This is a genomic window from Nonomuraea sp. NPDC050643 (assembly GCF_040654715.1).
Classification (GTDB): Bacteria; Actinomycetota; Actinomycetes; order Streptosporangiales; family Streptosporangiaceae; genus Nonomuraea.
Genome location: NZ_JBFAIM010000017.1, coordinates 49,345 through 74,426 on the forward strand (window position 1 = coordinate 49,345; position 25,082 = coordinate 74,426).

The following is a 25,082-nucleotide window of genomic DNA, read 5'->3' on the forward strand; positions in this document are numbered from 1 at the left end:
GCATGCTGGGTCGTATGACGCGAACCGTGTACGCACTAGCCCGCTACCAGGACTGCCAGGCCGCGCTCGACTTCCTGACCGCCGCGTTCGGCTTCCGGGTGCACGAGGCCTCCAAGAACGACCAGGGCCTGGTGAACCACGCCGAACTGCTCGTCGGCGACGACCTCATCATGATCGGCCAGGGGAAGCCCGGCGGGCCCGGGATCTACATCGCGGTCGGCGACGTCGACGCCCACCACGACCACGCGAAGGCCGCCGGGGCCTCGATCACGATGGAGCTGATCGACCAGCCGTACGGGTCCCGCGAGTACGCCTGCCAGGACCCCGAGGGCAACCCCTGGTATTTCGGGACCTACCGGCCCTGACGCCCTCCGCCGGTGGCGCCCGCCACGACGGGACCTAGCGGGGGAAGATGATCGTCTTGTGCCCGTCGAGGAGCACCCGCTGCTCGGCGTGCCACTTGACCGCCCTGGCCAGGGCCACGCACTCCACGTCGCGCCCCATCGCCACCAGGTCCTGCGGGGAGTGGCTGTGGTTGACCCTGGCCACCTCCTGCTCGATGATCGGCCCCTCGTCGAGGTCGGAGGTCACGTAGTGGGCCGTCGCGCCGATGAGCTTGACGCCCCGGTTGTACGCCTGGTGGTACGGCTTGGCCCCCTTGAACGACGGCAGGAACGAGTGGTGGATGTTGATCGCCCGTCCCGCCAGTTTCTCGCAGAGCTCGGCCGAGAGCACCTGCATGTAGCGGGCCAGCACCACCAGGTCCACCTGATAGTGCTCGACCAGCGCCAGCACCTCGGCCTCCTGCCGCCCCTTGGTCTCCGGCGTGACCGGCAGGTGGTGATAGTCGATCCCGTACGACTGCGTGAGCGGCCGCAGGTCGGGATGGTTGGAGGCGACGGCCACGATCTCGATGTCGAGCGCCTTCGAGCGGACGCGGTAGAGCAGGTCGTTCAGGCAGTGGTCGAACTTGCTCACCATGATCAGCACCCGCGGCTTCCTGGCCACGTCGCGCAGCCTGAACTCCATGGCGAAGTCCGGCGCGAGCGCGGCGAAGGCGGCGTTGAGGTCGTCTTCGCCCAGCGGCCCCGCGAACTGCACGCGCATGAAGAAGCGCTGCGCCACCCGGTCGCCGAACTGCTGGCTTTCGATGATGTTGCATCCGTGCCCCGCCAGCAGGCCGGAGACGGCGGCCACCACACCGGGCCGGTCGGGACAGGACAGCGTCAGGATGTATTCGGCGGGGCTGGTCATGCCTTCACTCTCACGGGTGTGGATCATGGGGCGCCATGCGGCTGATCTCGGCAGGTTACCGGTCGGCGGCCCGGGTCCGAGACTACCCGCGGCGAGAGGTTTCCCGTTTCCGGGCCGGTGCCGCGCGGACTCCCCTCCATCTTTCCCGTGATCTCGGGTAGTAATTGGACATTACGGACGGAACGTATTGACGCTCGGGGGTACGCCTGGCTTCCCACGGGGCCGTCGGTCGGTCGAACGTGCCCCGGGCGGGGCCGGAAGGAGCGCGTGTCGTTGGAAGCCGTCGTACTGATCGTGGTCGCCGGCCTGTTCGCCGTCGTGTCCGGGGTCAACGACGGGGGCGCCCTCCTGGCGACGGGGCTCAAGCTGCCCACGGTCCGGCCGGCGACCGGGATCATCACGCTGGTCGTGCTCGTGGCAGTGGTGCCGCTCGTCACGAACCAGGTGGCGCTGACGTTCGTGACCAGGCTGGCCTCCTTCGACGAGCCCGGCGGCCAGATCGCGATGCTGCTCGCCGTGATCGCGTCGCTGGTCGTGGTGACCGTGCTCAGCGCGAAGGGCCGGCCGACGAGTCTCACGCTGGCCGTCGTGGGCGGGCTGACCGGGGCGGGGCTGGGATGGGGGCTGGAGGTCTCGCCGGGGGCGGTGGCGCAGGTGCTGGCGTTCGGGCTGGCGGCGCCGTTCGCCGGCGGGCTGCTGGCCTGGGTGGTCATCCGCCTCCTGGTCAGCGTGACCACGGCCAGGGGGCTGCGGCGCTGGCACTGGGTGGGGTTCCTGGTCCAGACCTTCGCGTACGCGGCCAACGACGGGCAGAAGATGCTGGCCGTGTTCATGATCGCGGCGGGCTTCTCCGGCGCGCCTCCGGCGTACACGGTGGCGGCGGCGGTGCTCTTCGGGCTCGGCACCCTCTACGGCCTGCCCAAGGCCGGCCGCACGCTGAGCCGCGAGATCATCGTCTCCCGGCCGCTGCACGGGGTGGCGGCCGAGCTGTCCGCGGGCACGGCGGTGCTCGCGTGCGCCGCCGCCGGCATGCCGGTGAGCATGACCCAGGCCATCGCCGGCGGGCTGATCGGCGCGGGCGTGGCGCAGGGCGGCGGCCGGGTCCGCTGGTACGCGGCTGTCAAGATCGTCGCCGCCTGGCTGCTGACGCTGCCCGCCAGCGCGCTGCTCGGCTGGACCCTCGCACTGGTCCTCAAGGGGTTCGAGGACGTGGAATTCTCATGAAGGGACGTACGCGTGTGAAGCGCCGACGCCTGCCGAAGGTGAGCCCGCGGTGAAGCGGCTGCGGCGGATCCGGGACCTCATGACCGGCCGCATGGACAGCGCGCTCACCGAGGCCCTGCTCGGGCAGCTCGAAGCCACGAAGGAAGGCGCCTGGCTGGCCATGGCCATGATCGGCGGCGAGGTCGGCCGGACGGGTGCGCACGAGCAGATGCGCTCGATCGAGCACCTCGGCGACGAGGAGCGGGCCCGCCTGGTCGACGAGCTCAAGACCGCCCTGGTCACGCCGATCGACCGGGAGGACCTGTTCCGGCTCTCGCGCTCGATCGACGACGTGCTCGACTCCCTGCGGGACTTCGTCCGGGAGTCCCACCTTTACCGGGTGCCCGACCAGATCCGCTTCACGCCGATGCTCGACCAGGTCATCGTGGGCATCGACGCCCTGGAGGAGGCCGTGCGCGACCTCGCCTCCCGCCCGTCCGTGGTGACCCGGGACGCGCTGGAGGCGAAGAAGGCGGGCGGGGTGATCCGGCGCATGTACCAGTACGAGATCTCGCGCATCTTCTCCGGGGAGATCACCGCCGACGCGCTCAAGGAGCGGGAGCTGGTCCGCCGCCTCGAGATCGTCGGCGTGGCCATCGGCGACGCGGCGGACGCCATCACCGACGGCGCGATGAAGCGGTGATCCGTTACCCGGCGAAGGCGTCGACGCCCGTGAGGCGGGCCGACAGCGTCCACAGGCGGGCGGCCTGCTCCGGGTCGACGGCGTGGGCGCGCACGCCCGGCCCCATGCCCTGCTCCGAGGTGGACTCGGCGATGTCGCAGTCCTCGCAGTAGACGCCGCCCATCCCGGCGAGCTGCGGCGAGGTCGCCGCCCACACCTGGGTGGCCGCCCCCTGCTCCGGCGTCTTGAAGTCGAGCAGCGCGTTGCCCTCGTCGTCGATCCAGCCCGCCGCCACCATCTCCTCCTTCGGGAGGTGGCGCTGAAGCGGGGTGAGGATGCCGCCGGGGTGCAGCGCGAACGCGCGGACCCCCGCGTCCTGGGCGAGCCTGTCGAGGTGCACGGCGAACAGCACGTTCGCCGTCTTCGCCTGGCCGTAGGCCTGCCACTTGTCGTAGCCCCGCTCGAACTGGACGTCGTCCCAGCGGATGCCCGAGGCGCGGTGGCCGCCCGACGAGACGGACACCACCCGGCCCCGGCCGGCGGCGATGGCCGGCCAGAGACGGTTGACGAGCGCGTAGTGGCCGAGGTGGTTGGTGGCGAACTGCGCCTCCCAGCCGGGCCCGACGCGCGTCTCCGGGCAGGCCATGATGCCCGCGCTGTTGATGACGATGTCGGCGGCGCGGCCCGTGGCGAGGAAGCGCTCGGCGAACCCGCGTACGCTCTCCAGGTCGCCCAGGTCGAGCTCTCCCACCTCGACCCCGTCGATGCCCTTGAGCGCCTCCTGGGCGGTGTCGAGGCGGCGGGCGGGGACGACGACGTGGGCGCCGGCGCGGGCCAGGGAGCGCGTGGTCTCCAGGCCGATGCCGGAGTAGCCGCCGGTGACGATCGCCAGCCTCCCGGACAGGTCGATCCCCTGGAGCACCTCGTCCGCGGTGCTCCTGGCGTCGAAGCCCGATCCGATCCTGTGCTGTGCAGTGGTCATGCAACCCACGGTATGAATTGGAGTGCACTCCAGGTCAAACGTGGGCAGTGATCTTCCTGAAGTGGGTTGCCCCGAGGCCCTCATCGGCGCTCCAATGTGAGACATGATCAAAGAGCGGCCCCGGGTGGCGGTGGCGAGCCGCCGGTCCCTGCCGGGCGCGCTCGATCCGTACGTCGACCCGATCCCGGCGGACGCCGCCGACGCCGACGGATACGTGGGCCCGGCCGCCGATGCCCGGCGCATCGCGCGAGACCGCCCCCTGCTGCCCGTGGCGGAGGAGGGGGACCTGCCGGAGGGCTTCGTGGAGCGGGTGTTCGCGCACGCCAGGCTGCGGACGTTCCTGGAGGGCGACTGGCGGGTCGGCGACCTGGTGTGCTTCCACGCGCGGCACAAGATGCAACTGCTCGCCCACGACCCCGTGCGCTACCGGCAGGCCGGGCGGGTGGTGGCCGGGGCCGCCGCGCTGCCGCGCGCGGAGGTGGCCGCCGAGTACACCGAGGTGTTCCAGGCCACGCTCGCCGCCGAGGCCACGGTCGGCAGGAACGTCAACGCGCTGCAGCACTGCCTGGGCATGCTCGACCTCGACCCCGCGCGCCGGGCCGACCTGGTCGAGGTCATCGAGTCGTACCAGGCCGGGCTGGCGCCGCTGAGCGTGCCCGCCACCCTGCTGCGCCACCACGCCCGCGGCGAGGCGGCCTCCTGGGTGCGCGACCAGACCTACCTGTCCCCCTACCCCGACGACCTGCGAGGCCCTGGATGACGGAGACCACCAGCGCCCGGCCCGCCGCGCGGGTCCTCTGCCTCGACCGCGACGGCCGGGTGCTGCTGATGCACTGGTACGACAAGGTCAGCGGCCAGGACGTCTGGGAGCCGCCGGGCGGCGGCGTCGACCCCGGCGAGACGCCCCTGGAGGCGGCCCGGCGGGAGCTGACCGAGGAGACCGGGCTGCCGGCCTCGGCCGTGAGCGACCGGTGCGTCGAGGTCGAACGCGACTTCACCTGGTTAGGCGTGCGCTACGTCAAGCGGGAGCCCTTCTACCTGGCGATGTTCGACGAGCCCCGCCCCCACGTGCGCCCCGGCGCGCTGACGGAGGAGGAGAGCGCCGCCTTCCTCGGCCATCTGTGGGCCGAGGAGTTGCCCGGCAACGTCGATCCGCCGGAGCTGGCGAAGATCATCGAACGCCTCACCGCAGATCCAGGGTGACGCCCGCCGCGGCGACCGACAGCTCACCGCCGTATGACGCGGCCGCCGCCGCGAGCGCGGGCTCGGCGGGCGTGTCGGGCCACAGGTGGGTGAGGAGCAGCCGCCCCACCCCCGCCGACGCCGCCGTACGGCCCGCGTCCAGGGCGCTCGACAGGTAGGGGGCGTCCTCGTCGGGCACGCGTTCGGGGTAGGTCGCCTCCGCCACCAGCAGGTCCGCGTCCTTCGCCAGCGAGACCAGCTCGGCGGACGGCCCCGTGTCGCCGGTGTAGGCCACCACCCTGCCGCCCGGGCCGGTCAGCCGGAGCCCGGCGTTGGGCACGTGGTGCGGCAGGTCGAAGACGTCGAGGCGGAAGGGCCCGATCTCCTGCGGCGTGCCGGGCGACAGCTCGCGCAACGTGAAGCTGCTCGCCAGCATGCGCGGTTTGTCCAGCGCCAGGACGGCGTCGAGCGCGCCCGGAGGAGCGTGGACGGGCAGCGCCGCCGCCGGGGTGTCGGCCAGCGCGCGGGCCCGCAGCAGCGGGTTGAGGTCGGCGCAGTGGTCGGGATGGCCATGGGTGACCAGCACCGCGTCCACGTCGGCCGCGCCCATCCGCTCGAGCAGGCGGGGCAGAGTGGCGTAGCCGGGGTCGACCAGGACCCGGAAGCCCTCCTCCTCCACCACGTAGCCGCTGCACGCCTGCCCGGCCGCCGGCCAGGCCCCGCAACCGCCCAGGACGGTCAGTCTCACGCGTACCCCAATTCGGTCATCGTCGCCGTCATCAGCCCCCGTAGCAGGGACCCGGCCAGCTTCTCGTGCTCGGGCTCCACCGGCAGCCCCTTGGCCACGCGGTCCTGGTAGACCCCGCGCTCACCACCGTAGGGCAGCGAGGTCATCCCGACGGCCACGGTGACCCTGGTGCCGCCCTGCGGCAGGACGGCCACCGCGTGCGTACGCAGGCAGATCTCGTCGGGGGCGCCGTACCAGCCGCACTTGACCGCGGCCCCCGGTGACCGTGTCGCCTCACGCGCGCCGAACGCCTGCCCGTCGCCGACCGCCTCCATCCAGGCGAGCACGGTCCGCGCGACCGCGTCGCCGGAGAGGGCGGCCTGGGCGAGCACCGCGTACGCGTCCGCGACCTCCTCGGCCGACACCTCGACGGAGCCGAACCTGGACGGGTCGCCGTTCGGCACCGACCAGCTCACCCCGGTGCGCTCGCGGAGGTCGTCGAGGATGACGCGCGGGCCGACGGCCAGCCACAGGTTGAGCGTGTCGGCGTTGGAGGAGATGACGACGGCGGGCTCGGCGTGGCGCCGCCACCGGTCGGAGTCGGGGATGCGGGCGGCGCTGACCCAGGCGTAGAGAGGCTTGAGAAGGGAGGCGCAGCGCAGCCGGGTCAGGCCCGCGCGCACGCTCACCGTGCGGGCGGGCGGCCCGCCGTAACCGCGCCTGATGCCCGCGGCCTGGACGCTGGCACCGGGGTCGAGATCGTCGATCAGCTCATAGAAGCCCACGTCACCACCGTAGACCTACGGCGGAGTGCCCCAGCGTCCTTGGTACCACTCCATGGTCGGCGGCTCGCCGGGCAGCGCCGTGGCGCCCGGGGCGCGCAGCCCGTCGAGCGCGATGACCAGCAGGCGCTGTTTGACGTGCTCGTGCTGCGGGGCGGGCGGCCCGGGGGCCGGGCGGCTGAACTGCTCGATGAGCAGGGAGACGTCGAGCGTGGTGACGTCGCTCCTGAGCACGCCGGCCTCGTGCGCCCTGGCCACGAGCCGCTCGGCCGCCTCGTCGGCCCGCCGCGCGGTGCCCCACATCTCGGCGGTCACCTCGATGGTGCCCGCGACCGGCGCCAGCGCGCCCGACCGGTTGCCCACGCAGGTGCGGATGTAGAGGGCCAGGCCCTCCCACGGGTCAGGCTCGGCGAGCCCGGCCTCGGCCGCCTCCACCCCCCGCTCCATGGCGATCAGGCACAGCCGCTGAAGCAGCTCCTCCTTGGTGCGGTAGCGGCGGTAGAGGCTGCCCATGCCCACGCCCGCCTGCTTGGCGATGGCCGACACCGGCGCGTCGAAGCCCTGCGTGGTGAACACCTCGTGCGCCGCCCGCAGCAGGCGCAGGTCGTTGCGTGCCGCTTCGGCCTGCCGGCCGCGTGTGGTCATGGCGTACAGGATACTGTCGGAGCGAATTGCTCCGATAAAGATGAGGTGTGGCATGCGCGCGGTGGTCCTGAGGCGGTACGGCGGGCCGGAAGAGCTGGTCGTGGAGGAGGTGCCGGACCCGGTTCCCGGGCCCGGCCAGGTGGTCGTCGAGGTCGAGGTGGCCGGCATCACGTTCGTGGAGACGCAGGTCCGGGCGGACCGGGGGCCATGGCGGCCCGAGCTGCCCCTGGTGCTCGGCAACGGCGTGGCCGGGAGGGTGACGTCCGTGGGCGAGGGCGTGGCCGCCGCGCTCGAGGGCACGCGCGTGGTCAGCGCGCTGGGCGGGCGCGGCGGGTACGCCGAGCTGGCCGTGGCCTCCGCCGGCGACCTCATCCCGATCCCCGCCGGCCTGCCGGACGAGGTCGCGGTGGCGCTGCTGGCCGACGGGCGCACCGCCGTGGCGCTGACGCGCGCCGCCGCGCCGCGCCCCGGAGAGTGGGTGCTGGTCGAGGCCGCGGGCGGCGGCGTGGGCAGCCTGCTCGTGCAGCTCGCCCGTGAGGCGGGGGCCCGCGTGGTCGGCGCGGCCGGCAGCGCCGCCAAACGGGACCTGGCCGCGAGCCTCGGCGCCGAGCTGACCGTCGACTACACCGACCCCGGCTGGACCGACGTCGTACGCGCGGAGACCGGCGGCCTCGACGTGGTCTTCGACGGAGTGGGCGGCGAGATCGGCGCGGCGGCCCAGGGGTTGCTGAAGGACGGCGGGCGGCTGAGCGCGCACGGCATGGCGGGCGGCCCCATGACCACCCCCGATCCGCGGGTGACGGCGGTCGCCTGGCAGCCGCCGGACCTGCGCGAGGCGTCGGTGCGGGCGCTGGAGCTGGCCGTCGCCGGGCGCCTGCGCCCCACGATCGGCGCCAGGTTCCCGCTGGAGTCGGCCGCCGCGGCGCACGCCGCCATCGACGCGCGCGCGGTCACCGGCAAGACCCTGCTCACGCCAGTGCGGCGGCGAAGCGGTCCCGCAGCTCCGACAGGCGCTTGACGGGCTCGTTGCTGAAGACCAGGCGGACGTAGCGGCGCGCGACCGCCTCCCCCCACGCCGTCATCGGGGTGGCGGCGACGCGCCCGCGTTCGAGCAGACGGGCGGACAGGTCGGCGGCCGTCAGGCCCATGGCCTCGGCGTCCACCAGGCAGGACCAGCCGCCGCCCGCCCGCACCACCGGCAGGTCGCCGAGCTGCGTCACCACCGTGTCGTGCCGGGCCTGGTACTCCGCCACCGCCTCGGCCACGCCCGACGGCTCCCTGAGCGCGGCGGCGGCGCCCATCTGCTGGAAGCCGCCGGCCACCGTGGTGTTGTAGACGGTCGCCACCATGATCCGGCTCATGATGTCCGCCGGGCCCGCGACCCAGCCGATGCGCCAGCCGATCATGCGGTACTCCTTGGACATCGACCCGATGATGATCGTCCGCTCGGCGAGGCCGGGCACGCGGCACGGGTTGATCCGGGGGTGACCGTCGAAGACGATGCGCTCCATGGCCGCGTCATAGACCAGATACGCGTCCGCGCGCTCGCACACCCGGGCGACCTGCGCCCAGTCCTCCTCGTCCAGCACCACGCCGGAGGGCATCGACGGGCTCATCAGCAGCAGTGCCGCCGCCGAGCGCACCTGGGCGAGGGCCTCGCGGTCGAGCCGCCAGTGGCCGTCGCGCACGCGCAGCGGCACGAAATGGGGCCGGGCTCCGGACAGCCGTACGCGCTGGAGCAGGCCCGCGTACGTGGGGTCGGTGAGCACCACCCGATCGCCGGGCTCGGTGGTGGACAGCAGCACGGGCATGACGGCCGAGGTGCCGCCGGAGGTGATGACCACCTGCCGCAGCGGGTCGTAGTCGAGCCCCGTACGCGTGCGCAGGTCGGCCGCGACCGCCTCGCTCAGCGCCGGCAGCCCGGTGAACGGCAGCCAGCTGTTGCCCGTCCCTTCGGCCAGGGACCGCCGCGACGCGGCGACGGCGGCGGGCGGGGGCGGGACGTCGGTGTCGAGGTTCTCCAGGCGCAGCACGTCGGGGTCCTGGCCGGCGGCGGCCGCCACCTTGTCGATGTCGAACGGCCGCACCTGCGCGAACCGGGAGTTGGGCCGCATGACAGCACCTCCGCCGAGGGTTCCGTATACGGAACAGTCCCTTGTCGGGCCTCCCCCTGTCAAGGCCCTCGCACGGAACTCGTGACCTCACAACCCGAAGCGCACGTAGGAGACCACCAGCGCCACCGGCACGAGCGCGACCACCCCGACCCCGGTCAGCACCCGCCACCGCCGCGCCACCCGCCCCTCCGTCACGAACGCCGCCAGCGCCCCCGCCCCGGCGAACGCCAGCCCGGCCGTCACCGCGTGCGCCACCGGCGACGTCCACGACGGCAGCGCCTCCCCGACGGCCCTGAACACCACCAGCGCCCCGGCCGCCACCAGCGCCACCCGCCGCCCGGGCCGCACGTCCACCCGCTCCAGCACGAACACGGCCCCGACCAGCACGCCCACGCTCACCACGACCACCAGCCCGACGGCCGGCACCAGGCACCCCCAGTCCTCACACCCGACCCCGGCCCAGGCCAGCCGCACGGTCGCCCACCACAACACTCCCAGCACGGCCCCCACCAGCGCGGCCCGCCCGATTCGCCCCCTCATAACCCCAATGCTCCCACCGCCCCGGCGCCTACCCGGCCGAACGAACCAGCCCCCGGCCAGGGGAGGCGGTCAGGGGAGGTGGTCAGCGCGGTGTTCGTCGGCGGTGGCCTCGGTGTCGCGGCCCAGGGCCCGGAGGGCGACGGCGCGGTTGAGGTACAGGTCGGCCTGCGGTTGGAGGTCGATGGCGCGGGTCAGGTCCGCGATCGAGCCCTCCAGGTCGCCGATCGTGTAGCGGAGCACACCCCGGTTGCCCCAGGCGGCCGCGAGGCCGGGGGCCTGCTCGACGGCCGCGTTCAGGGCCGCCTCCGCCTCGGCGAGCCGGCCCGCCGTCGTCTCCAGTTGCCCCAGGATCGTCAGCAGGTGCGGGTTGCCGGCCGCCAGCGCGAGCCCGGCCGTCACCTCGGCCCTGGCCTCCTCGTCCCGCCCCAAGGCCGCCAGCAGCCCGGCCCGGTTGATGTAGGCGTCCAGGTAGGCGGGATCCAGCTCGATCACCAGTGCCAGATCGGCCAGCGCCTCCTCGACGTCCCCCCGCACGGTACGCAGCTCCGCCCTGTTGTAGTACCCCTCCGGCAGCGGTGGCCCGGCCCGGATGGCCCGCTCGAAGTCGGCCAGCGCCTCCTCGTGCCGTCCCAGCTTGAACAGCAGGTTCCCCCGCTCCAGGTGGTAGTCGGGGAAGCCGGGATCGATCGCGATGGCCGCCCCGTAGTCCTCCAGCGCCTCCTTGGTGTGCCCGAGCGCGGCCAGGAGCTGGGCCCGGTTGGCCAGCAGCACCATCCGGTGCAGAGGGTGGCGCTCCCCCAGCTCGCGCGCCAGCCCGATGGCCGACTCCACCAGGGCCAGCGCGACGTCGGGCCGGCCGTGCCGCAGCTCGATCAGGGCCAGCCCGTTGCGGTCGAAGCCGAGCTTGAACGCCCGCTCCCCGGGGTCGGGCAGCAGGGTGGAGATGGCGATCGCCTCGTTGATCCAGCCTCTGGCCCTGGTCAGGTCGCGGCGCGCGGGGTCGGGGTGGCGGGCGTCCAGCATGGCCGTCCCGTACGCGGCCGCCGCGTGCATCGCCGGATCCTGGCTGGCCAGGCGCACCTGGTCCCAGATCGCGCGGGCCTCGTCCGTACGTCCGAGCCCGCCGAGCGCGGTCGCCGTGCGCTGGGCGAAGCGCCACCAGCGCGTGCCGCCCGGCCCGGTCCGCGCCATGCCGCGCTCTCCCAGCTCGGCGACGGCGTGCAGGAACCCCTCCCGCATGCAGCGGTCCACGAGCCGCCACAGCTCGTCCGCGTCGCGGGTGTCCTGCGCGGGCTCGGGGCCGCCGGAGTAGATCCGGATCGTGAGGGTGCCGGGCGGGATCCGCCGCATCATGACGTCGAGCAGCTCGATGTCGGTCGGGTCGGCCTCCGCGCCGTTGCACACCGCGATGCTCCGCCCCGGTGGCACGGCGTCGCGGAAGAACTCCGCGAGCCCGTTGGCCAGCCGCAGCGTACGGCGGGGCGCGGGCACGAGGATGCGCTCCTCGTCGGACAGTCCCGCCTCGAGAGTGGCCCGCTCGCCCGGCACGAGCCCGGCCAGTTCGGGCGCCGCCGCCCTGATCTCGATGTCGTGTGCCGCCACCAGGCGGGGGGACCGCTCGAGAGCGGCCGGCACCAGGTGACGTAGCAGGGCGGCGGCAACGGTATAGGGGCCGTGCGGCCGACGATGCGCGTCGATCAACGGCGTCAGCAGCCGCACGGCCCCCCATCGGGCGGGTGGTTCACCCTGAACTCGGAGGTGGGACCCTTCCTCGGTCACCCCTTGTGAATGACGCTGGAGGTCCCGGCCAGCCTCGCGGTTCCAGGCTTGCGGACAATGATGCGCTTCATGACGTGCCTCTCCACTTGGGGTTAATCACCCATTATTGGGTCACCCCACCGAATATCAAGGTTCACAGTGAATAAGTGGGAGGCCAATGGATAAAAAGCACTTGCCTTTTGAATGGTAGGTCTAACCTATTCGGATCGAAACCAGCGGTGCAATGCCGTGGTATGCACCTCCCCGGATTGCTCCATCAGGTCGCACAGGCAGCGGCCGAGCAGCGTGACCGAGCGGCAGCAGCCGAGGCCGGGCAGGCTTTTCGCCTGCACGATGATGGTCGCGCGGGCGATCAGGCGCTCGAGGCTGGGCTCGCCGCCGCCCTTCAGCGAACGGGTGTGCCAGGGGCAGACGGCGGTGTTCGCACAGGCGCTCTTGGCGATGTACGGCGCGGGGCCGCCCTCGAGTCGCAGTGGATCCTCACGCTTGATCTTCAGGTCGGCCAGCACCATGCCGGCCCGGCCCCTGATCGCGAGAAGATCGCGGCGCCTGTGCTCTTTTCCCTGGGCGGCGTTCCCCGTCTGCAGGGCGAGCAGTGTCGCCCCGGCCATCATCGCGCCGCCCACGACCATGCTCCCGGTCAGCTCCTCGTGGAACCAGATCACCGCGATGGCGGCCACCCAGAGGGGCTGGGTGGACATGAGGATCTGGCTCGGCACGGCGGGGACGTGGGCCTGGCCGTACGCACGGGCCAGGAACCCCAGCGCGCACGACACGACCGACAGATGCGCCATGATCAGCCAGTCCGGGCCGCTCGCCGGCACCGAGATCCCGTCGCGCACCGCGACGGTCCCGGTGAGCAGCCCGATGGTGAGGAGTTGGAGCACGGTCAGCGGATACCACGGAAAGCCGCCGGCCTTCTTGGTCAGGTGCGCGAGCAGCAGCGTGTGCCCGGAGTAGAGGGCGGCGGCGGAGAGCGTGAGGCCGAGCGCGAGCAGCGAGACCTCGTGCTGCTCGACCCCGCGCAGCAGGGTGAGCACGGTCATGCCCGCCAGCGCGAGCACGACCCCCGCCCAGATCTGGCGCTGCACCTTCGTCCGGTGCAGGATGAGCGCCAGGATCGGCGTGATCACCACGCTGCAGCCCACGGCAAAACCGGAGACCGAAGACGGCAGGCTGTGCAGCGCGACCGCCTGGGCGGCCTGCCCGACCCCGAACATCACCCCGAGAATCGCCCCGTTGCGCCACGTGTGCCGCGCCAGCCCCCGCAGACACCCCGGCTTCAGGACGAGCAGCGTCACCCCCGCGAGAAGGTAGCGTTCGGCGAGCAGGTCTTCGACCGGTAAGCGGTGGATGAGATCTTTCATCAACGGGAACGCCGACCCCCAAGCGGCGCTGACGAACAACAGAAGCACGGCTCCCGTGAGGGGGCGGGGAGCGGCCACGACTGCCATGAGAAAAGCATGGCACTACTATTCGCAGCCGTAGATGTACAGGGAGCAGCCGGTGATGCTCCTCTACACCTCAGTGGTAAGAGCCTCACCCGCGGGGTTCGTACATCCTTATCCGTGGAAGCCGATAACGGCCAAAGTCCCACATATCCCACTTGCGTATTTCGCTATTGATTACCCGAATAGCGAGATCGGCGGCAGAGTCACGCCGGGGGCCCGGGAACGGTCACCGGGGAAGATCGAGATGCCGGCCCCAGGAGGGGGTGTGGGGCCGTACGGGGCGCGCGGGGGCCTAGAGTTCGAGGAGCGCGGGCGGGATCAGGTCCTTCTCGATGAAGACGACGACGTGGCCGCCCACCTGCTGCCTGGACAGCACCCGCCAGCCCTGGCGCTCGTACAACGCCAGCGCGGCCTCCTGGTTGACCGTGGTGTCACCTCTCACGCGGTTGAAGCCGAGCTCCACCGCCCGCTGCTCCAGAGCGTGGAGCATGGTGGCGCCGAAGCCGCGGCGCTGGAACTCCGGATGGACCCTGAGCCGGCAGATCTCCGCCGTGCTCGTGTCGACGGGCTTGATGCCGCCCATCGCGACGACCCGCGAGTCCACCTCGCCGACCAGGAAGTCGCCCCCGCAGGCCAGGTAGATCTCCTGGATACGGGGGAAGTCGTCGTCGTAGTAGACGCCGTCACCGGGCACCAGACCGACCTGCGCCAGGCCGATCCGGTGGAGCGCGAGGATGGTGTCGAGATCCGACCAGCGATAGCGCCTGATCGTCAGCTTCATGCACCGCCCCCCTTCGTTTGTGTCTGCTTGGGCCGCCGCAACACCGCCCGATAGCCCTCCAGGCCGGGAGCGTTCGGGTCTTTGGCCGTGATCGCCTGTTCGAGCGCGAGTGCGGGACGCACAATGAAGTCGGTGCGGTATTCGTCGCCGAGCAGGCTCAGCGCCTTGGTGCCGATGCTCACGGCCTCCTTGACATCGCCGTCGAGCAGCCGGCACTGGGCCTGGTCGAGCCTGATCAGCGTCTGGTCGAGGATGTGGTCCTCGTATTTGTCCAGCGCCTGGTCGAGCACCATCTCGGCCTCGAGCGTCTGGCCGAGCTTGGTGAGCACGTCGCCCTGGTAGAAGTAGAGCTGCTTCTCCGTGTAGCCGAAGGCGACGTCTTCCTGGTCTTCGGACTTCATGTGGGAGAAGGCGTTCCTGGCCCGTGCCAGCGCGCGCTTGGCCTGGTCGACGACCTCCTTCTTGCTCTCTCCCCCCGACAGCATGGCCAGCGCCCTGGCCTCGACGACCGGGGCCATCGCCTGCGCCGGGCACGGCGTGGAGCCGGCCAGGTCGCGGCTCTTCTTGGCCAGGTTGAGCGCCTCGCGGGCGTCGCCGAAGTAGAGGGGGACGAGCGACTCGCGGGCCGTGATCCACGCGCGCAGCGCGCGGTCGCCGGTCTCGTCGGCCGCGGTGCGCCCGGTGCGGAAGAACGAGCGGGCCAGCCGGTGGTCGCCCAGGTTGATCATGATCATGCCGCTCAGCCCGGCGAGCTGGGCGGCCATCCTGCACAGGCGTTCTTGCAGGTCGATGGGCTGGCGGCGGGACATGGCCGTGCGGACCGCGCTCAACTCGAGCAGCACGTCGCACAGCAGCCGCAGCGGGGCCGTCGTCGTGTATTGACGGCCGAAGCTGATCGTCGCCTCCTCCCACTGGTCGAGCATCGCGGCGGAGACGGTGGAGGAGACCAGGGTCTCGTCCATCCTGCGCCGGATGCCCTCACACGCCCCGAGCACCGGCCCGTCGAGCTGCTCCGACAGGTTGGAGTCGTTGTTGAGTAGATTTAACATCGTCCGGCGGAGGATGTTCTCGTCCTCCTCGGCGTCGGGCTCGGTCTCCATGGGCTGGATCAGCAGTTCGCGCTCGGTCGGCAGCAACGCCCGCTCTTTGGCCGACGTCTCCCCCGCGAGCACCCCCGGCATCCGGTGGCCGTGGCCGCAGATGCACGGGCCGTCGTAGCCGAGCGCCGCCGGTTCGACCCGGTAGACGGTGCACAGGTAGTGCAGGTATTCGGGCCCCGGGCGCTTGAGCCCGCTCTCGTAGGCGGAGAGCAGGGTCTCGCCGATGCCGGGCATCGGTTTCGAGTCGCGCTCGAACAGGGCGCGCACCTGCTCGATGACGTCGGCCAGCGCGATCCCGTAGGACAGGCGATGGGCCTTGATACGGGTCGTGCTGAACAGAGACGTGCACGCCTCGTGGATCTCATCGGCTATCTGAGCCGAGGTCCGACCGGCGGCCAGACCCTTGGCCCTGATCCGCCGGGCGATCTCCGTCTCCCTGTGCTGCCTGCCGGACATCCCGGCCCCTCTCACCCACATGTCTCGACCAGTCCGCAACTGGTGACTCAGCGTAGTGCTCAGATCGCTGTGCGCCTACCCTCGACTATGAAGCAATGACGACAGGTTGGAAACGCCCCCCACAAGCGTACGGTTGAGGATCGTCCTCCGTAGGTTTGTTTCTTACAACCCATGAGGGACAAGCAACTCCCTGTGAGCACGACCCCCTCGTTGCGCCCGGTCTTGACTTGAGACATCTTTGGCCCACCAGCAACGATTCCTGAGGGAGGAACGAACGGTGGGGGACGACACCTTCGAGCACCTGGAGCGCCTCGTAGCCGAACTCGGCGCTCGCGGGTTGCTCGCACGAGTGGTCCAGACCCAGAGCGGGCGCAGGTTCGTACGGGTCATCAACCCGAACGCGACCAGCCTGTCCGAGAACGTCACCTGTCGGCCGGCGACCGTCTCGGAACTGCCGGACTGGTGGTACTGCTGGTCCTGGGGTGAGCGGATGCACACGGCCGACGACCCGGCCGGTGCGGCGACGAAGGTCGCCCGCGTGCTTGCCGCCGTGGGGGAGTGACGACGTGGTGAACCGGGTGGAGCGCAGCCACCACGGCTCACCGCAACCCGCGGCGGCTTCCAGGAGCCGGCGGAGTGGCCGGTGCGGAGGGTCCCCTCTTCTGCCGGGACCCTGGTCACTCCGCCGGTTCCGGCCCGCATCCCGCCCCGGCCGTACGGCGCCGCGTGCCCCGTACCCGTCAAGCCACCCGCCCGGTCCGCCGGGCGGGTGTTCGGGGGATCCCTCCCGGAACCGGCACAGGACATGCTTCCGGGTGTGTGTCCTGTTCCGAGCCGTCCGTCATCGGAGCGCCCGCTCTCTCCCTCCGCGGCCCAGAGAGCAGGCGACCCCGTCTTCCCCGGCGTGATGTGACGGCGGGCGGTTTGGTCGGCGGTATTTTTGGATCGAATCGGTCCAAATCGTCGACCGAGCCGCTTCCGGAGGGGGATTCACTCAGTGCTACTGCCGGTGACACCGTCGCCATCGCCATCGCCATCCCCGTCTTCCAGTCTCTTGGACTTGACCAAGATGACCAATGACGTGACCAAGATGTGTCAGGGCGACACCGTCATTTGCTCTACGCTCGCGGGCATGTGGGACAACCCATGGGCGCCCTTGGTGGCCAGCGCCATCACCGTCGTCCTGATCCTTGTGCTGGCCTTCGTGATCCGCAACCTGGCGCACCGGGTGATCACGAGAGTGGTCACCCGCGCCGCGACCGGTGGATCGATCACCAGCCGGTTCCGCAAGGGCGCCGTGACGGACGGCATCGACGCCCTGCTGCACGAGCGTCGCAAGCAGCGCGCCGAGACCATGGGGTCGGTGCTCAAGCACGTCGCCTCGATCGTCATCCTGGGCACCGCGGTGCTGACCGTGCTCGAACGGCTGACGATCCCCATCGCGCCGCTGCTGACCAGCGTCGGCATCCTGGGCGTGGCCATCGGCTTCGGCGCCCAGGAACTCGTCAAGGACTTCATCGCGGGCATGTTCATGCTGCTCGAAGACCAGTACGGCGTGGGCGACGTGATCGACGCGGGCGCCGCCATCGGCACGGTCGAGGCGGTCACCCTGCGCGTCACCAGGCTGCGTGACACGGACGGCCGCGTCTGGTACGTCCGCAACGGCACCATCACCAGGATCGGCAACGAGTCGCAGGGCTGGTCGCGGTCCTACATGGACGTCCCCGTGGCCTACGACTCCGACATCGTCAGCGTGAAGGTCCTGCTCGAGCACGTGGCCGAGGAGATGTGGGCCGACTCCGAGCTGCGCGAGAGCAGGATCGTCGAGCAGCCTCAGGTGTTCGGCGTGGAGCAGCTCTCCGACAGCTCGCTGGTGTTCCGCATCTCGGCCAAGACGGTGCCGGGCACGCAGGCGGAGGTGTCGAGGGAGCTCAGGCTCCGGGTCAAGCAGGCGCTCGACTCCGCGGGCATCCCCATGGTGGCCGGAGCATAGGCTAGAGACGTGACAGAGACCTCCTTTTACGACGCCGTCGGAGGCGAGGAGACCTTCCGGCGCCTCGTGCACCGCTTCTACGAGGGGGTCGCGGAAGACCCGCTGCTGCGGCCGCTCTACCCGGAGCCCGATCTCGTGGGCGCCGAGGAGCGGCTGCGGGGCTTCCTGATCCAATACTGGGGCGGCCCCAAGACCTACAGCGAGCAGCGTGGCCATCCACGGCTGCGGATGCGCCACATGCCGTTCGTGATCGGCGAACCGGAGCGGGAGGCCTGGCTCAAGCACATGCGCGACGCGGTCGACTCGCTCGACCTGCCAGAGGAGCTGAAAACCCGTCTCTGGGACTATCTGGTCTACGCGGCGCACAGTCTGGTGAACTCACCCACATAAGCGGGCATGAGACGCCACATGGATATCCCCTGGTGGCGTGATGCCGTCGTATACGAGATCTACGTGCGCAGTTTCGCCGACGCCTCCGGAGACGGCGTCGGCGATCTGGCCGGGGTGCGCGAGCGCCTGCCCTACCTGCGGCGCCTTGGCGTGGACGCCATCTGGCTGACCCCGTTCTATCCCTCCCCCATGGCCGACGGCGGCTACGACGTGGCCGACTACCGCGGCGTCGACCCGCTGTTCGGCACGCTCGGCGACTTCGAGGCGCTGGTCGCCGACGCGCACGGGCACGGGCTGCGGGTGATCGTGGACATCGTGCCCAACCACAGCTCCTCCGAGCACCCCTGGTTCCAGGCGGCGCTGCGGGGCGAGGGGCGCGACCGCTATCTCTTCCGTGACACCACCAACAACTGGCAGTCCACGTTCAGCGGGCCGGCCTGGACGCAGGTCGAGGACGGCCAGTACTACCTGCACCTGTTCGCCCCCGGGCAGCCCGACTTCAACTGGCGCAACCCGGAGGTGCACGAGGAGTTCCTCGACGTCCTGCGGTTCTGGCTGGACCGCGGGGTCGACGGGTTCCGCATCGACGTGGCGATGGGCCTGTACAAGGCGGAGGGGCTGCCCGACGTGGGCGACCAGTCGTTCAAGGCGGTCTCGCCGGTGTGGGGGCAGCCGGAGGTGCACGACGTCTATCGCGCGTGGCGGCGGGTGCTGAACGACTATCCGGGCGATCGGATGGCCGTGGGCGAGGTGTGGACCGACAGCCCGGAGGACCTGGCGCTCTACGTACGGCCCGACGAGTTGCACCAGAGCTTCAACTTCGCCTGGCTGCAGGCGCCGTGGTCGCCGACGGCGTTCAAGAAGGTGATCGACGACACGCTGTCGACGGTGCCGTTCGCGACGTGGGTGCTGTCCAACCACGACGTCATACGCCACCGCACCCGCTACGGCACGGCCGACCCCGGCACGGGCGTGGCGCGGGCCAGGGCGGCGCTGCTGACGATGCTGGCCCTGCCCGGCTCGGCCTACCTCTATCAGGGCGAGGAGTTGGGGCTGCCCGAGGTGACCGACCTGCCCGACGAGGCCAGGCAGGATCCGGTCTTCTTCCAGTCGGAGGGCAAGCTGCCCGGCCGCGACGGGTGCCGGGTGCCGATCCCGTGGACGGTCGACCCGCCCTCCCACGGCTTCTCCCCCGGCGGCGCCGAGCCGTGGCTGCCGCAGCCGGATTCGTTCGCGGAGCTGAGCGTCGAGAAGCAGGAGGGCGACGACGACTCGACGCTGGAGTTCTACCGCCGGGCCCTGGCCTGCCGCCGTGACCTGGCCAGAGAGATTCCTTATACCTTGGAGTGGCTGAAGTCTCCCGAGGGTGCGCTTTTCTTCACCCGCGGCCCGCTGATCTGCGCCGTCAACTGCGGCACCCGGTCCGTACGCCTGCCGAAGCACGACGAGGTGCTGCTGTCGAGCGGATCCCTCAAGCGCGGCCTGCTGCCGCCCGACACGGCGGTGTGGCTGCGCCGCGCCTCATGACCGTTCCGGGCGCTCGCCGCGGAAGGGGATGACCGGCAGCGAGAGCAGCGCGCAGCCCAGCCCCGCGGCGAAGCCCGCCCAGTATCCGACCTGCTCGATCAGCACGCCGGCCAGCGGCGTGATGACCAGGGAGACGGAGTTCTGCAGGGTGTTGTGGGTGCCCAGCACCCTGCCCGCCCAGACGGGCCCGGCGAGCTCGCCCGCCGCGAGGTAGGCGAGCCCGTTGCCGGCCACGGTCATGACCGCGGCCAGGGCGAGCATCGCCGGGCCCAGGCCGGTGCGGGTGAAGGTGGCGACCGCCAGCAGCGCCATCACGGCCAGGTTGGCGAGGGTGAGCAGCATCAGGGGCCGCATGCGCAGCCCGGTCCTGTCGGACCAGCGGCCGGCCGCGATGCGGACCGCGGCCCCGCCGATGGCGGCCACCCCGAAGAGCTGACCGGCCTCGACCAGGTTCCAGCCGTAGAGCCGGACCAGGCAGTAGACCCCGTACGTGCTGACCACGACCTGGGGCACCACGTGCAGCGCGCTGGTGGCGTGCACCCGCCAGAGCGCGAGCTGCCGGTACGGCGAGCCCGCCGGCGCGCCGGCCGAGCCGGACAGGTCGTGCGGCGGCTCGGCCAGGAAGAGCGCGGCCAGCGCGGCGGCCAGCAGGCTCGCGGCGGCGCAGACGAGGAGCACCCCCGGCAGCCCGTACGCCCGCGCGACGGGCGGGAGCGCGAACGCCCCCACGGCCATCCCCAGCGTGAAGGAGACCTGGCGCAGGCCCATGGCGACGCCGCGCTCGGGCGGCCGGAACCAGCGCAGCACGATGCGCCCGCCGCCCACCATGGCGGCCGATCCCGCCGCACCCGCCAGAGCCAGCAGGACGACCACCGCCCAGGTCGCCTCGACGAAGGCCACGGCGGCGAACGACAAGGCCGCCAGGCCGACGCCCAGGCCCAGCACGAGCCGTTCGCCGCGCCGGTCGGCCAGCATGCCCCAGGGGACCAGAGCCACCAGAATCCCAAAAGCCGGGGCGTTAGCCACCATCCCGCCCACAGCCAGCGAGACGTTGAAATGTCGCAAAATTTCGGGCATGACGAGAGGCAGCCCGAACAGCCCCAGCGTGACACTGGCATGGGCGTTGACGCCCAGCGCGAGCATCAGCCAGCGCCTCATACGGAGAAGCGCTTGAGGTAGGCCAGCTCCCCCTCGTTGAGCCTGCGCGGGGCGGCCCGCTCGACATCGTAGGCCGCGAGGACCGAGGTGGCGGTGGCGTAGACCGCCTCGTCGTCGAGGATCTCGTAGCGCAGCGTGAACCGCACCGGGCGGATCTCGGTCACCCAGCTCTCGACCCGTACGGGTTCGGCGCGGAAGCCGAGGGGACGGCGGTAGTCGATCTCGTGGCGGGTCACGACCAGGCCCTTGAACGGCTCGTCGCCCGCGTTGTACGGATCGATGTGGAACATGCCGAAGCGGGCGTCTTCGAGGTAGTCGAGGAAGCGCACGTTGTTGACGTGCCCTTGGGAGTCGATGTCCGCGAACCTCACCGTGCGCGGATAGATGTGCCGTTCGGCCGGGGTGCTTTCAACCACGTCCGCCACCGTACCCGGCCCGGTCAGGTGCCCTTGCGCCGGGCCAGGCAGGCCAGCACGGTGAGGACCGAGATCGTGGCCATGGCGCCGAGCGCCCACTGGTAGCCGGTGACGAGCCGCTCGACCGCGCCGCCCTGGAGCTGGGCCAGCGTGCCGGCGAAGACCCGCTGGTGCAGCTCGGCCGGGAGCGGCGCGGTGATGAGCGACAGGACCAGGCCCGTTCCCACGACGTTGCCGGTGTTCTGCAGCATCAGCCGCATGGCGTTGACGATGCCGAGCCGGTTGGAGGGCAGGCCGTCGAGGATGGCGGTGGTGTTGGAGGGCAGGAAGACGCCCGAGCCGAGACCGATGAGCACGAGCCCGGCCGCCACGGCACCGTACGAGGTGGACGCGGACATCACGGCGAGCAGCACCACCAGGCCGCACGTGGTGGTCGCGGCCCCGGCCAGCGCCAGCGTGCGCGCGCTCGTCAGGCGCTGCAGGAATCCCGAGGAAACCGAGGCGATCATCGCCGCCACGGCCAGCGGCAGCACCTTCAGCCCGGCCTCCACGGGATCGTCGCCGCGCACGGCCTGGAAGTAGAGCGCGACGAGGAAGACCATGCCCATGCGGGCGACGGCGTTGAGGAACGACGCGAGCGTGCCGAAGGCGAAGGCCCGGTCGCGGAACAGGTCCAGGTCCACCACCGGATGGGCGGCTCGCGACTCCCTGACCAGGAACAACGGCAGGCCCACGGCGAACGCGGCCAGCCCCGCCAGCACCACCGGGTGCCCCCAGCCGAGCCGGGTGAACTCCGACAGCGCCAGCAGCAGCCCGCCCAGCGTGACCAGGACGAGCACGTTCCCCGGCGCGTCCAGGCCGCTGTCGCGCCCCTCCGGAGGCGTCCTGCGCAGCACGATCGCCCCCCATAAGAGGCAGATCAGGCCGAGTGGCACGTTGAACCAGAACACCCAGCGCCAGCCGAGGCTCTCGGCCAGCACCCCGCCCAGCGTCGGCCCGATCAGCCCGGCGATCGAGAACGAGGCCACGTACACGCCCATGCCCTCGCCCAGCCGCTCGCGCGGGAAGGCGTCGCTGACCAGGGCGGCGCTGTTGGTCAGCAGCATGGCGGCCCCGGCCGCCTGGACCACGCGCATGGCCACGATCACCCACGCGTTCGGCGCCAGCCCCGCCAGCAGGGCGGCCACCGTGTACGTGGCCAGCCCGACCAGGTACATCCGGCGCCTGCCGAACAAGTCGGCCAGCCGGCCGAATACCACCATGAGGACGGTCGTGGTCAACTGGAAGCCCAGGAGGATCCAGCCCGCGGCCGTGGCGTCGGCCCCGGTGCGCCTGGCGATCTCCGGCAGCGCGACGTTGATCGCACTGCCGCCGAGCCCGGTCAGCACGCTGGCCAGGCTCACGACCGACAGCGTGCGCCAGGCGTAACCGATCGGAGTGGACGTCACCGGCAAGGGCCTATCCTTTCTAGATTTTAATACTAGAATCTAGTTCGCATCGTCAGCCGGTCAAGGATCGAGGTGTCGGATGAGCGGGATAGTCGAGGGCCGTGTGGTCATCGTCACGGGGGCGGCCAGGGGCATCGGGCGGGGGCACGCGCTCGAGTTCGCCAGGCAGGGCGCGAAGGTGGTGGTCAACGACCTGGGCGCCGAGGTCGACGGCACCGGCTCGTCCGGGGCCGCGGCCGAGGTGGTGGCGGAGATCGAGGCCATGGGCGGCCAGGCCGTGGTCAACGGCGAGGACGTCTCCGACTTCGACGGCGCCGAGCGGCTGATCCAGGCCGCCGTCGACCGCTTCGGCGGCCTGGACGTGCTGGTCAACAACGCGGGCATCCTGCGTGACCGCATGCTCGTCAACATGACCGCCGACGAATGGGACGCCGTGATCAAGGTGCACCTGCGTGGCACGTTCGCGCCGCTGCGCCATGCCGCCGCCTACTGGCGGGCCAGGGCCAAGGCGGGCGAATCCGTGGACGCCCGGATCATCAACACGACCTCGTCCTCCGGCATCTACGGTAACCCGGGGCAGGGCAACTACGGCGCCGCCAAGGCGGGCATCGCGGGGCTGACGATCATCGCGGCCAAGGAGCTCGAGCGCTACGGCGTGACCGTCAACGCCATCGCCCCCGCCGCACTCACCCGGATGACCGAGGGCCTCCTGCCCGAGGGCGCGACCGGCGCCGACCCCGACGACATCGCGCCGCTGGTCGTCTGGCTGGCCGGCGCCGAGGCCCGCGCCGTCACCGGCCGGGTGTTCAACGTGCGGGCGGGCGTGATCAGCGTGGCCGAGGGCTGGCACGCGGGCCCCGGCGTCGACAAGGGCGGCCGCTGGGACCCGGCCGAGCTGGGCGCCGTCATCCCCGCCCTGGTCGACAAGGCCGCCCCCAACGCGATGACCAACGGCCGCATCCCCGGACGGGAGGACTGACATGTCACTCGACCACAGCCTGGTGGGCGTCGAGAGCCCGCCGTACGAACGCACGTGGACCTCGAAGGACACCATGCTGTACGCGCTCGGCGTCGGCGCCGGCCTGTCCGAGCTGGAGTTCGCGACGGAGAAGGGCCAGCGGGTGCTGCCCACGTTCGCCGTGCTGGCGGCGCAGGCTCCCGGGCGGCGGCTGGGCGACTTCGACCCGGCCCTGCTGGTCCACGCCGAGCAGGGCTTCGAGCTGCACCGGGAGCTGCCGGCCGCGGGCGGCGTGCGGACGACCTCGAAGGTGACCGGGATCTACGACAAGGGCTCGGGCGCGCTGGTGACCGTCGAGGCCACGGCGGTGGACCTGAGCACGGGCGAGCCGGTGATCGCCTCGCGCAGCTCGGTGTTCATCAGGGGCGAGGGCGGGTTCGGCGGCGATCGGGGGCCGCGCGAGGAGTGGACGCCGCCCGACCGCGCGCCCGACCACAAGGTGACCTACTCGACACGTCCGGAGCAGGCGCTGGTCTACCGGCTGTCCGGCGACTACAACCCGCTGCACAGCGATCCGGAGTTCGCCGCCAGGGCGGGGTTCGACCGGCCGATCCTGCACGGGCTGTGCACGTACGGGGTGACCGGGCGGGCGCTGCTGCACACGGTGGCGGGGTCGGACCCGGCGCGGTTCAGGGCGATGTCGGGGCGCTTCAGCAGCCCGGTGTTCCCCGGCGAGCCGCTCACGGTGTCGATCTGGGCGGACGGGACGGACGTGCTCTTCAGGACCGCCAAGGACGACGGGACCGTGGTCATCGACCGGGGCCGGGCGACCGTCGCCTGATCGGGCCTCGCCCGCCGGTCAGCCCTCTTCGAGGACCTTCAGCGGATCGAGGCGGTGGATGATCGTCATCGCCGCCTCGATGACCTCCCTGGCCTCCTCCTCGCTGTCGGAGGTGGCGACCTCGCGGGCGGCCTCGCCGATGATGCTGGTCAGCACGGCCACGGTGAAGCGGTCGAGCGGGTCGCCACCGGCGCCGAGGAGCACGGCGTTCTGGCGGACCCACTCCCTGCCGCGCGTGCGGCGGATCAGCTCGAAGCCGGGCGGCCCGTCGCCGTCCATGAACAGCCTGACCAGGTCGCGGCGCTCCCACGCGCCGTCGAGGTAGGCGCGGGCGCCGGCGATCAGCAGCTCGACCGGGTCGGCCACGCCCTCCTTCCTGGCCTTGGCCACGCTGGAGGCCGACGCCTGCTCGTGGGCGGCCTGGTGGTCTTCGTAGAGGGCGAGGAACAGCTCGGTCTTGCCGCCGAAGTGGTGGTAGAGGCTGCCGACGCTGGAGCCGGCGCGGGCGACCACCTCGGAGACGTTGGCCTCGGCGAAGCCGTGCTCACCGAAGACCTCGCGGGCCGCCTGCAGCATGCTTTTCCGGGTCTGGGCCGTACGGCTCCACTCCCACGAGGACTTGCGCGCCATGCGCCCATCGTAGCGCGATCAATTCTAGAATCAGATTCTTGAC

The 25,082-nt window shown here is 71.5% G+C and carries 26 protein-coding genes and 1 pseudogene; 12 read left to right on the forward strand and 15 right to left on the reverse strand.

The annotated features are described in order from the left end of the window. Positions 1–14: 14 nt before the first annotated feature. Positions 15–365 (forward strand): VOC family protein, encoded by a 351-nt coding sequence (locus AB0I15_RS23875; protein ID WP_358099326.1) that lies wholly within the window; start codon positions 15–17, stop codon positions 363–365. Between the two features lie 34 nt (positions 366–399). Here AB0I15_RS23875 and purU read toward each other — a convergent pair whose 3' ends face one another. Beyond that, positions 400–1,254 (reverse strand): formyltetrahydrofolate deformylase, encoded by an 855-nt coding sequence (gene purU, locus AB0I15_RS23880; RefSeq protein WP_358099329.1) that lies wholly within the window; start codon positions 1,252–1,254, stop codon positions 400–402. Positions 1,255–1,521: 267 nt separating this feature from the next. On the opposite strand from purU, the gene AB0I15_RS23885 reads away from it, so the two are divergent. Both AB0I15_RS23885 and AB0I15_RS23890 read left to right on the forward strand, forming a co-directional pair. Beyond that, complete coding sequence (locus tag AB0I15_RS23885) at positions 1,522–2,478, forward strand: inorganic phosphate transporter (protein ID WP_358099332.1); 957 nt, start codon at positions 1,522–1,524, stop codon at positions 2,476–2,478. Between the two features lie 49 nt (positions 2,479–2,527). After that, complete coding sequence (locus tag AB0I15_RS23890) at positions 2,528–3,160, forward strand: DUF47 family protein (RefSeq protein ID WP_358099334.1); 633 nt, start codon at positions 2,528–2,530, stop codon at positions 3,158–3,160. A 4-nt stretch (positions 3,161–3,164) separates the two neighbouring features. On the opposite strand, the gene AB0I15_RS23895 is transcribed toward AB0I15_RS23890, so the two are convergent. Then, entirely contained in the window at positions 3,165–4,121 is a 957-nt protein-coding gene (locus AB0I15_RS23895; protein ID WP_358099337.1) for an SDR family NAD(P)-dependent oxidoreductase, read from the reverse strand. Between the two features lie 103 nt (positions 4,122–4,224). Between AB0I15_RS23895 and AB0I15_RS23900 the strand changes: the two genes are divergently transcribed. Together AB0I15_RS23900 and AB0I15_RS23905 are read left to right on the forward strand one after the other, a co-directional pair. Then, positions 4,225–4,881 carry a YbgA family protein gene (locus AB0I15_RS23900; protein WP_358099340.1) on the forward strand — a complete coding sequence of 219 codons (657 nt, stop codon included), beginning with the start codon at positions 4,225–4,227 and terminating at the stop codon, positions 4,879–4,881. Further along, entirely contained in the window at positions 4,878–5,324 is a 447-nt protein-coding gene (locus AB0I15_RS23905; protein WP_358099343.1) for an NUDIX domain-containing protein, read from the forward strand. The genes AB0I15_RS23900 and AB0I15_RS23905 overlap by 4 nt, the downstream gene beginning before the upstream one ends. Here AB0I15_RS23905 and AB0I15_RS23910 read toward each other — a convergent pair. Genes AB0I15_RS23910 through AB0I15_RS23920 form a run of 3 tightly spaced genes read right to left on the reverse strand, consistent with a single transcriptional unit; the run spans position 5,305 to position 7,457 of the window. After that, on the reverse strand, positions 5,305–6,051 hold the full coding sequence (locus tag AB0I15_RS23910; protein ID WP_358099346.1) for an MBL fold metallo-hydrolase: 747 nt from the start codon (positions 6,049–6,051) through the stop codon (positions 5,305–5,307). The genes AB0I15_RS23905 and AB0I15_RS23910 overlap by 20 nt on opposite strands. Further along, the gene (locus tag AB0I15_RS23915) at positions 6,048–6,815 is read right to left on the reverse strand and encodes a hypothetical protein (RefSeq protein ID WP_358099349.1); all 768 of its coding nucleotides are present in this window, start codon (positions 6,813–6,815) and stop codon (positions 6,048–6,050) included. The genes AB0I15_RS23910 and AB0I15_RS23915 overlap by 4 nt, the downstream gene beginning before the upstream one ends. A gap of 15 nt (positions 6,816–6,830) precedes the next feature. Further along, positions 6,831–7,457: a helix-turn-helix domain-containing protein gene (locus AB0I15_RS23920; RefSeq protein WP_358099352.1), complete on the reverse strand. Its 627-nt coding sequence runs from the start codon at positions 7,455–7,457 to the stop codon at positions 6,831–6,833. 52 nt (positions 7,458–7,509) lie between these two features. Here AB0I15_RS23920 and AB0I15_RS23925 point away from each other — a divergent pair, with 52 nt between their 5' ends. Next, complete coding sequence (locus tag AB0I15_RS23925) at positions 7,510–8,475, forward strand: zinc-binding dehydrogenase (protein WP_358099355.1); 966 nt, start codon at positions 7,510–7,512, stop codon at positions 8,473–8,475. Here the strand turns inward: AB0I15_RS23925 and AB0I15_RS23930 are convergent. The 6 genes from AB0I15_RS23930 to AB0I15_RS23955 all read right to left on the reverse strand — a co-directional run bounded on the left by AB0I15_RS23930 (position 8,426) and on the right by AB0I15_RS23955 (position 15,678). After that, on the reverse strand, positions 8,426–9,571 hold the full coding sequence (locus AB0I15_RS23930) for a pyridoxal phosphate-dependent aminotransferase (RefSeq protein WP_358099358.1): 1,146 nt from the start codon (positions 9,569–9,571) through the stop codon (positions 8,426–8,428). The genes AB0I15_RS23925 and AB0I15_RS23930 overlap by 50 nt on opposite strands. A gap of 87 nt (positions 9,572–9,658) precedes the next feature. Further along, positions 9,659–10,111: a hypothetical protein gene (locus AB0I15_RS23935; RefSeq protein ID WP_358099361.1), complete on the reverse strand. Its 453-nt coding sequence runs from the start codon at positions 10,109–10,111 to the stop codon at positions 9,659–9,661. A 69-nt stretch (positions 10,112–10,180) separates the two neighbouring features. Then, positions 10,181–11,830 carry a tetratricopeptide repeat protein gene (locus AB0I15_RS23940; RefSeq protein WP_358099364.1) on the reverse strand — a complete coding sequence of 550 codons (1,650 nt, stop codon included), beginning with the start codon at positions 11,828–11,830 and terminating at the stop codon, positions 10,181–10,183. 257 nt (positions 11,831–12,087) lie between these two features. Continuing rightward, positions 12,088–13,344 carry a DMT family transporter gene (locus AB0I15_RS23945; protein ID WP_358099367.1) on the reverse strand — a complete coding sequence of 419 codons (1,257 nt, stop codon included), beginning with the start codon at positions 13,342–13,344 and terminating at the stop codon, positions 12,088–12,090. A gap of 289 nt (positions 13,345–13,633) precedes the next feature. Next, positions 13,634–14,122: a GNAT family N-acetyltransferase gene (locus tag AB0I15_RS23950; protein WP_358099370.1), complete on the reverse strand. Its 489-nt coding sequence runs from the start codon at positions 14,120–14,122 to the stop codon at positions 13,634–13,636. Beyond that, on the reverse strand, positions 14,119–15,678 hold the full coding sequence (locus tag AB0I15_RS23955) for an XRE family transcriptional regulator (protein ID WP_358099373.1): 1,560 nt from the start codon (positions 15,676–15,678) through the stop codon (positions 14,119–14,121). Before AB0I15_RS23955 ends, AB0I15_RS23950 begins: the two co-directional genes overlap by 4 nt. A gap of 277 nt (positions 15,679–15,955) precedes the next feature. Here AB0I15_RS23955 and AB0I15_RS23960 point away from each other — a divergent pair, with 277 nt between their 5' ends. From AB0I15_RS23960 to AB0I15_RS23975, 4 genes and pseudogenes are all read left to right on the forward strand, one after another. Continuing rightward, positions 15,956–16,240: a hypothetical protein gene (locus AB0I15_RS23960; protein ID WP_358099376.1), complete on the forward strand. Its 285-nt coding sequence runs from the start codon at positions 15,956–15,958 to the stop codon at positions 16,238–16,240. Between the two features lie 570 nt (positions 16,241–16,810). Beyond that, complete coding sequence (locus tag AB0I15_RS23965) at positions 16,811–17,671, forward strand: mechanosensitive ion channel family protein (RefSeq protein WP_358099379.1); 861 nt, start codon at positions 16,811–16,813, stop codon at positions 17,669–17,671. 9 nt (positions 17,672–17,680) lie between these two features. Further along, positions 17,681–18,055 (forward strand): annotated as a pseudogene (locus AB0I15_RS23970) (globin); the annotation flags it as partial. 24 nt (positions 18,056–18,079) lie between these two features. Next, a complete protein-coding gene (locus AB0I15_RS23975) occupies positions 18,080–19,588 on the forward strand; it encodes a glycoside hydrolase family 13 protein (protein ID WP_358099382.1) in 1,509 nt (502 codons plus the stop codon). On the opposite strand, the gene AB0I15_RS23980 is transcribed toward AB0I15_RS23975, so the two are convergent. Genes AB0I15_RS23980 through AB0I15_RS23990 form a run of 3 tightly spaced genes read right to left on the reverse strand, consistent with a single transcriptional unit; the run spans position 19,583 to position 22,610 of the window. Then, on the reverse strand, positions 19,583–20,746 hold the full coding sequence (locus tag AB0I15_RS23980) for an MFS transporter (RefSeq protein WP_358099385.1): 1,164 nt from the start codon (positions 20,744–20,746) through the stop codon (positions 19,583–19,585). The two genes, AB0I15_RS23975 and AB0I15_RS23980, sit on opposite strands and share 6 nt — an antisense overlap. After that, on the reverse strand, positions 20,743–21,171 hold the full coding sequence (locus AB0I15_RS23985) for a thioesterase family protein (RefSeq protein ID WP_358099388.1): 429 nt from the start codon (positions 21,169–21,171) through the stop codon (positions 20,743–20,745). The genes AB0I15_RS23980 and AB0I15_RS23985 overlap by 4 nt, the downstream gene beginning before the upstream one ends. Positions 21,172–21,185: 14 nt before the next feature. Beyond that, a complete protein-coding gene (locus AB0I15_RS23990) occupies positions 21,186–22,610 on the reverse strand; it encodes an MFS transporter (RefSeq protein WP_358099391.1) in 1,425 nt (474 codons plus the stop codon). 79 nt (positions 22,611–22,689) lie between these two features. On the opposite strand from AB0I15_RS23990, the gene AB0I15_RS23995 reads away from it, so the two are divergent. Next, on the forward strand, positions 22,690–23,589 hold the full coding sequence (locus AB0I15_RS23995) for an SDR family oxidoreductase (protein ID WP_358099394.1): 900 nt from the start codon (positions 22,690–22,692) through the stop codon (positions 23,587–23,589). Between the two features lies 1 nt (position 23,590). Further along, positions 23,591–24,409, forward strand: a complete 819-nt coding sequence (locus AB0I15_RS24000; protein WP_358099397.1) for a MaoC/PaaZ C-terminal domain-containing protein — start codon at positions 23,591–23,593, stop codon at positions 24,407–24,409. An 18-nt stretch (positions 24,410–24,427) separates the two neighbouring features. Here the strand turns inward: AB0I15_RS24000 and AB0I15_RS24005 are convergent, their stop codons facing one another. Further along, positions 24,428–25,039 (reverse strand): TetR/AcrR family transcriptional regulator, encoded by a 612-nt coding sequence (locus tag AB0I15_RS24005; RefSeq protein ID WP_358099399.1) that lies wholly within the window; start codon positions 25,037–25,039, stop codon positions 24,428–24,430. Positions 25,040–25,082 lie beyond the last annotated feature (43 nt).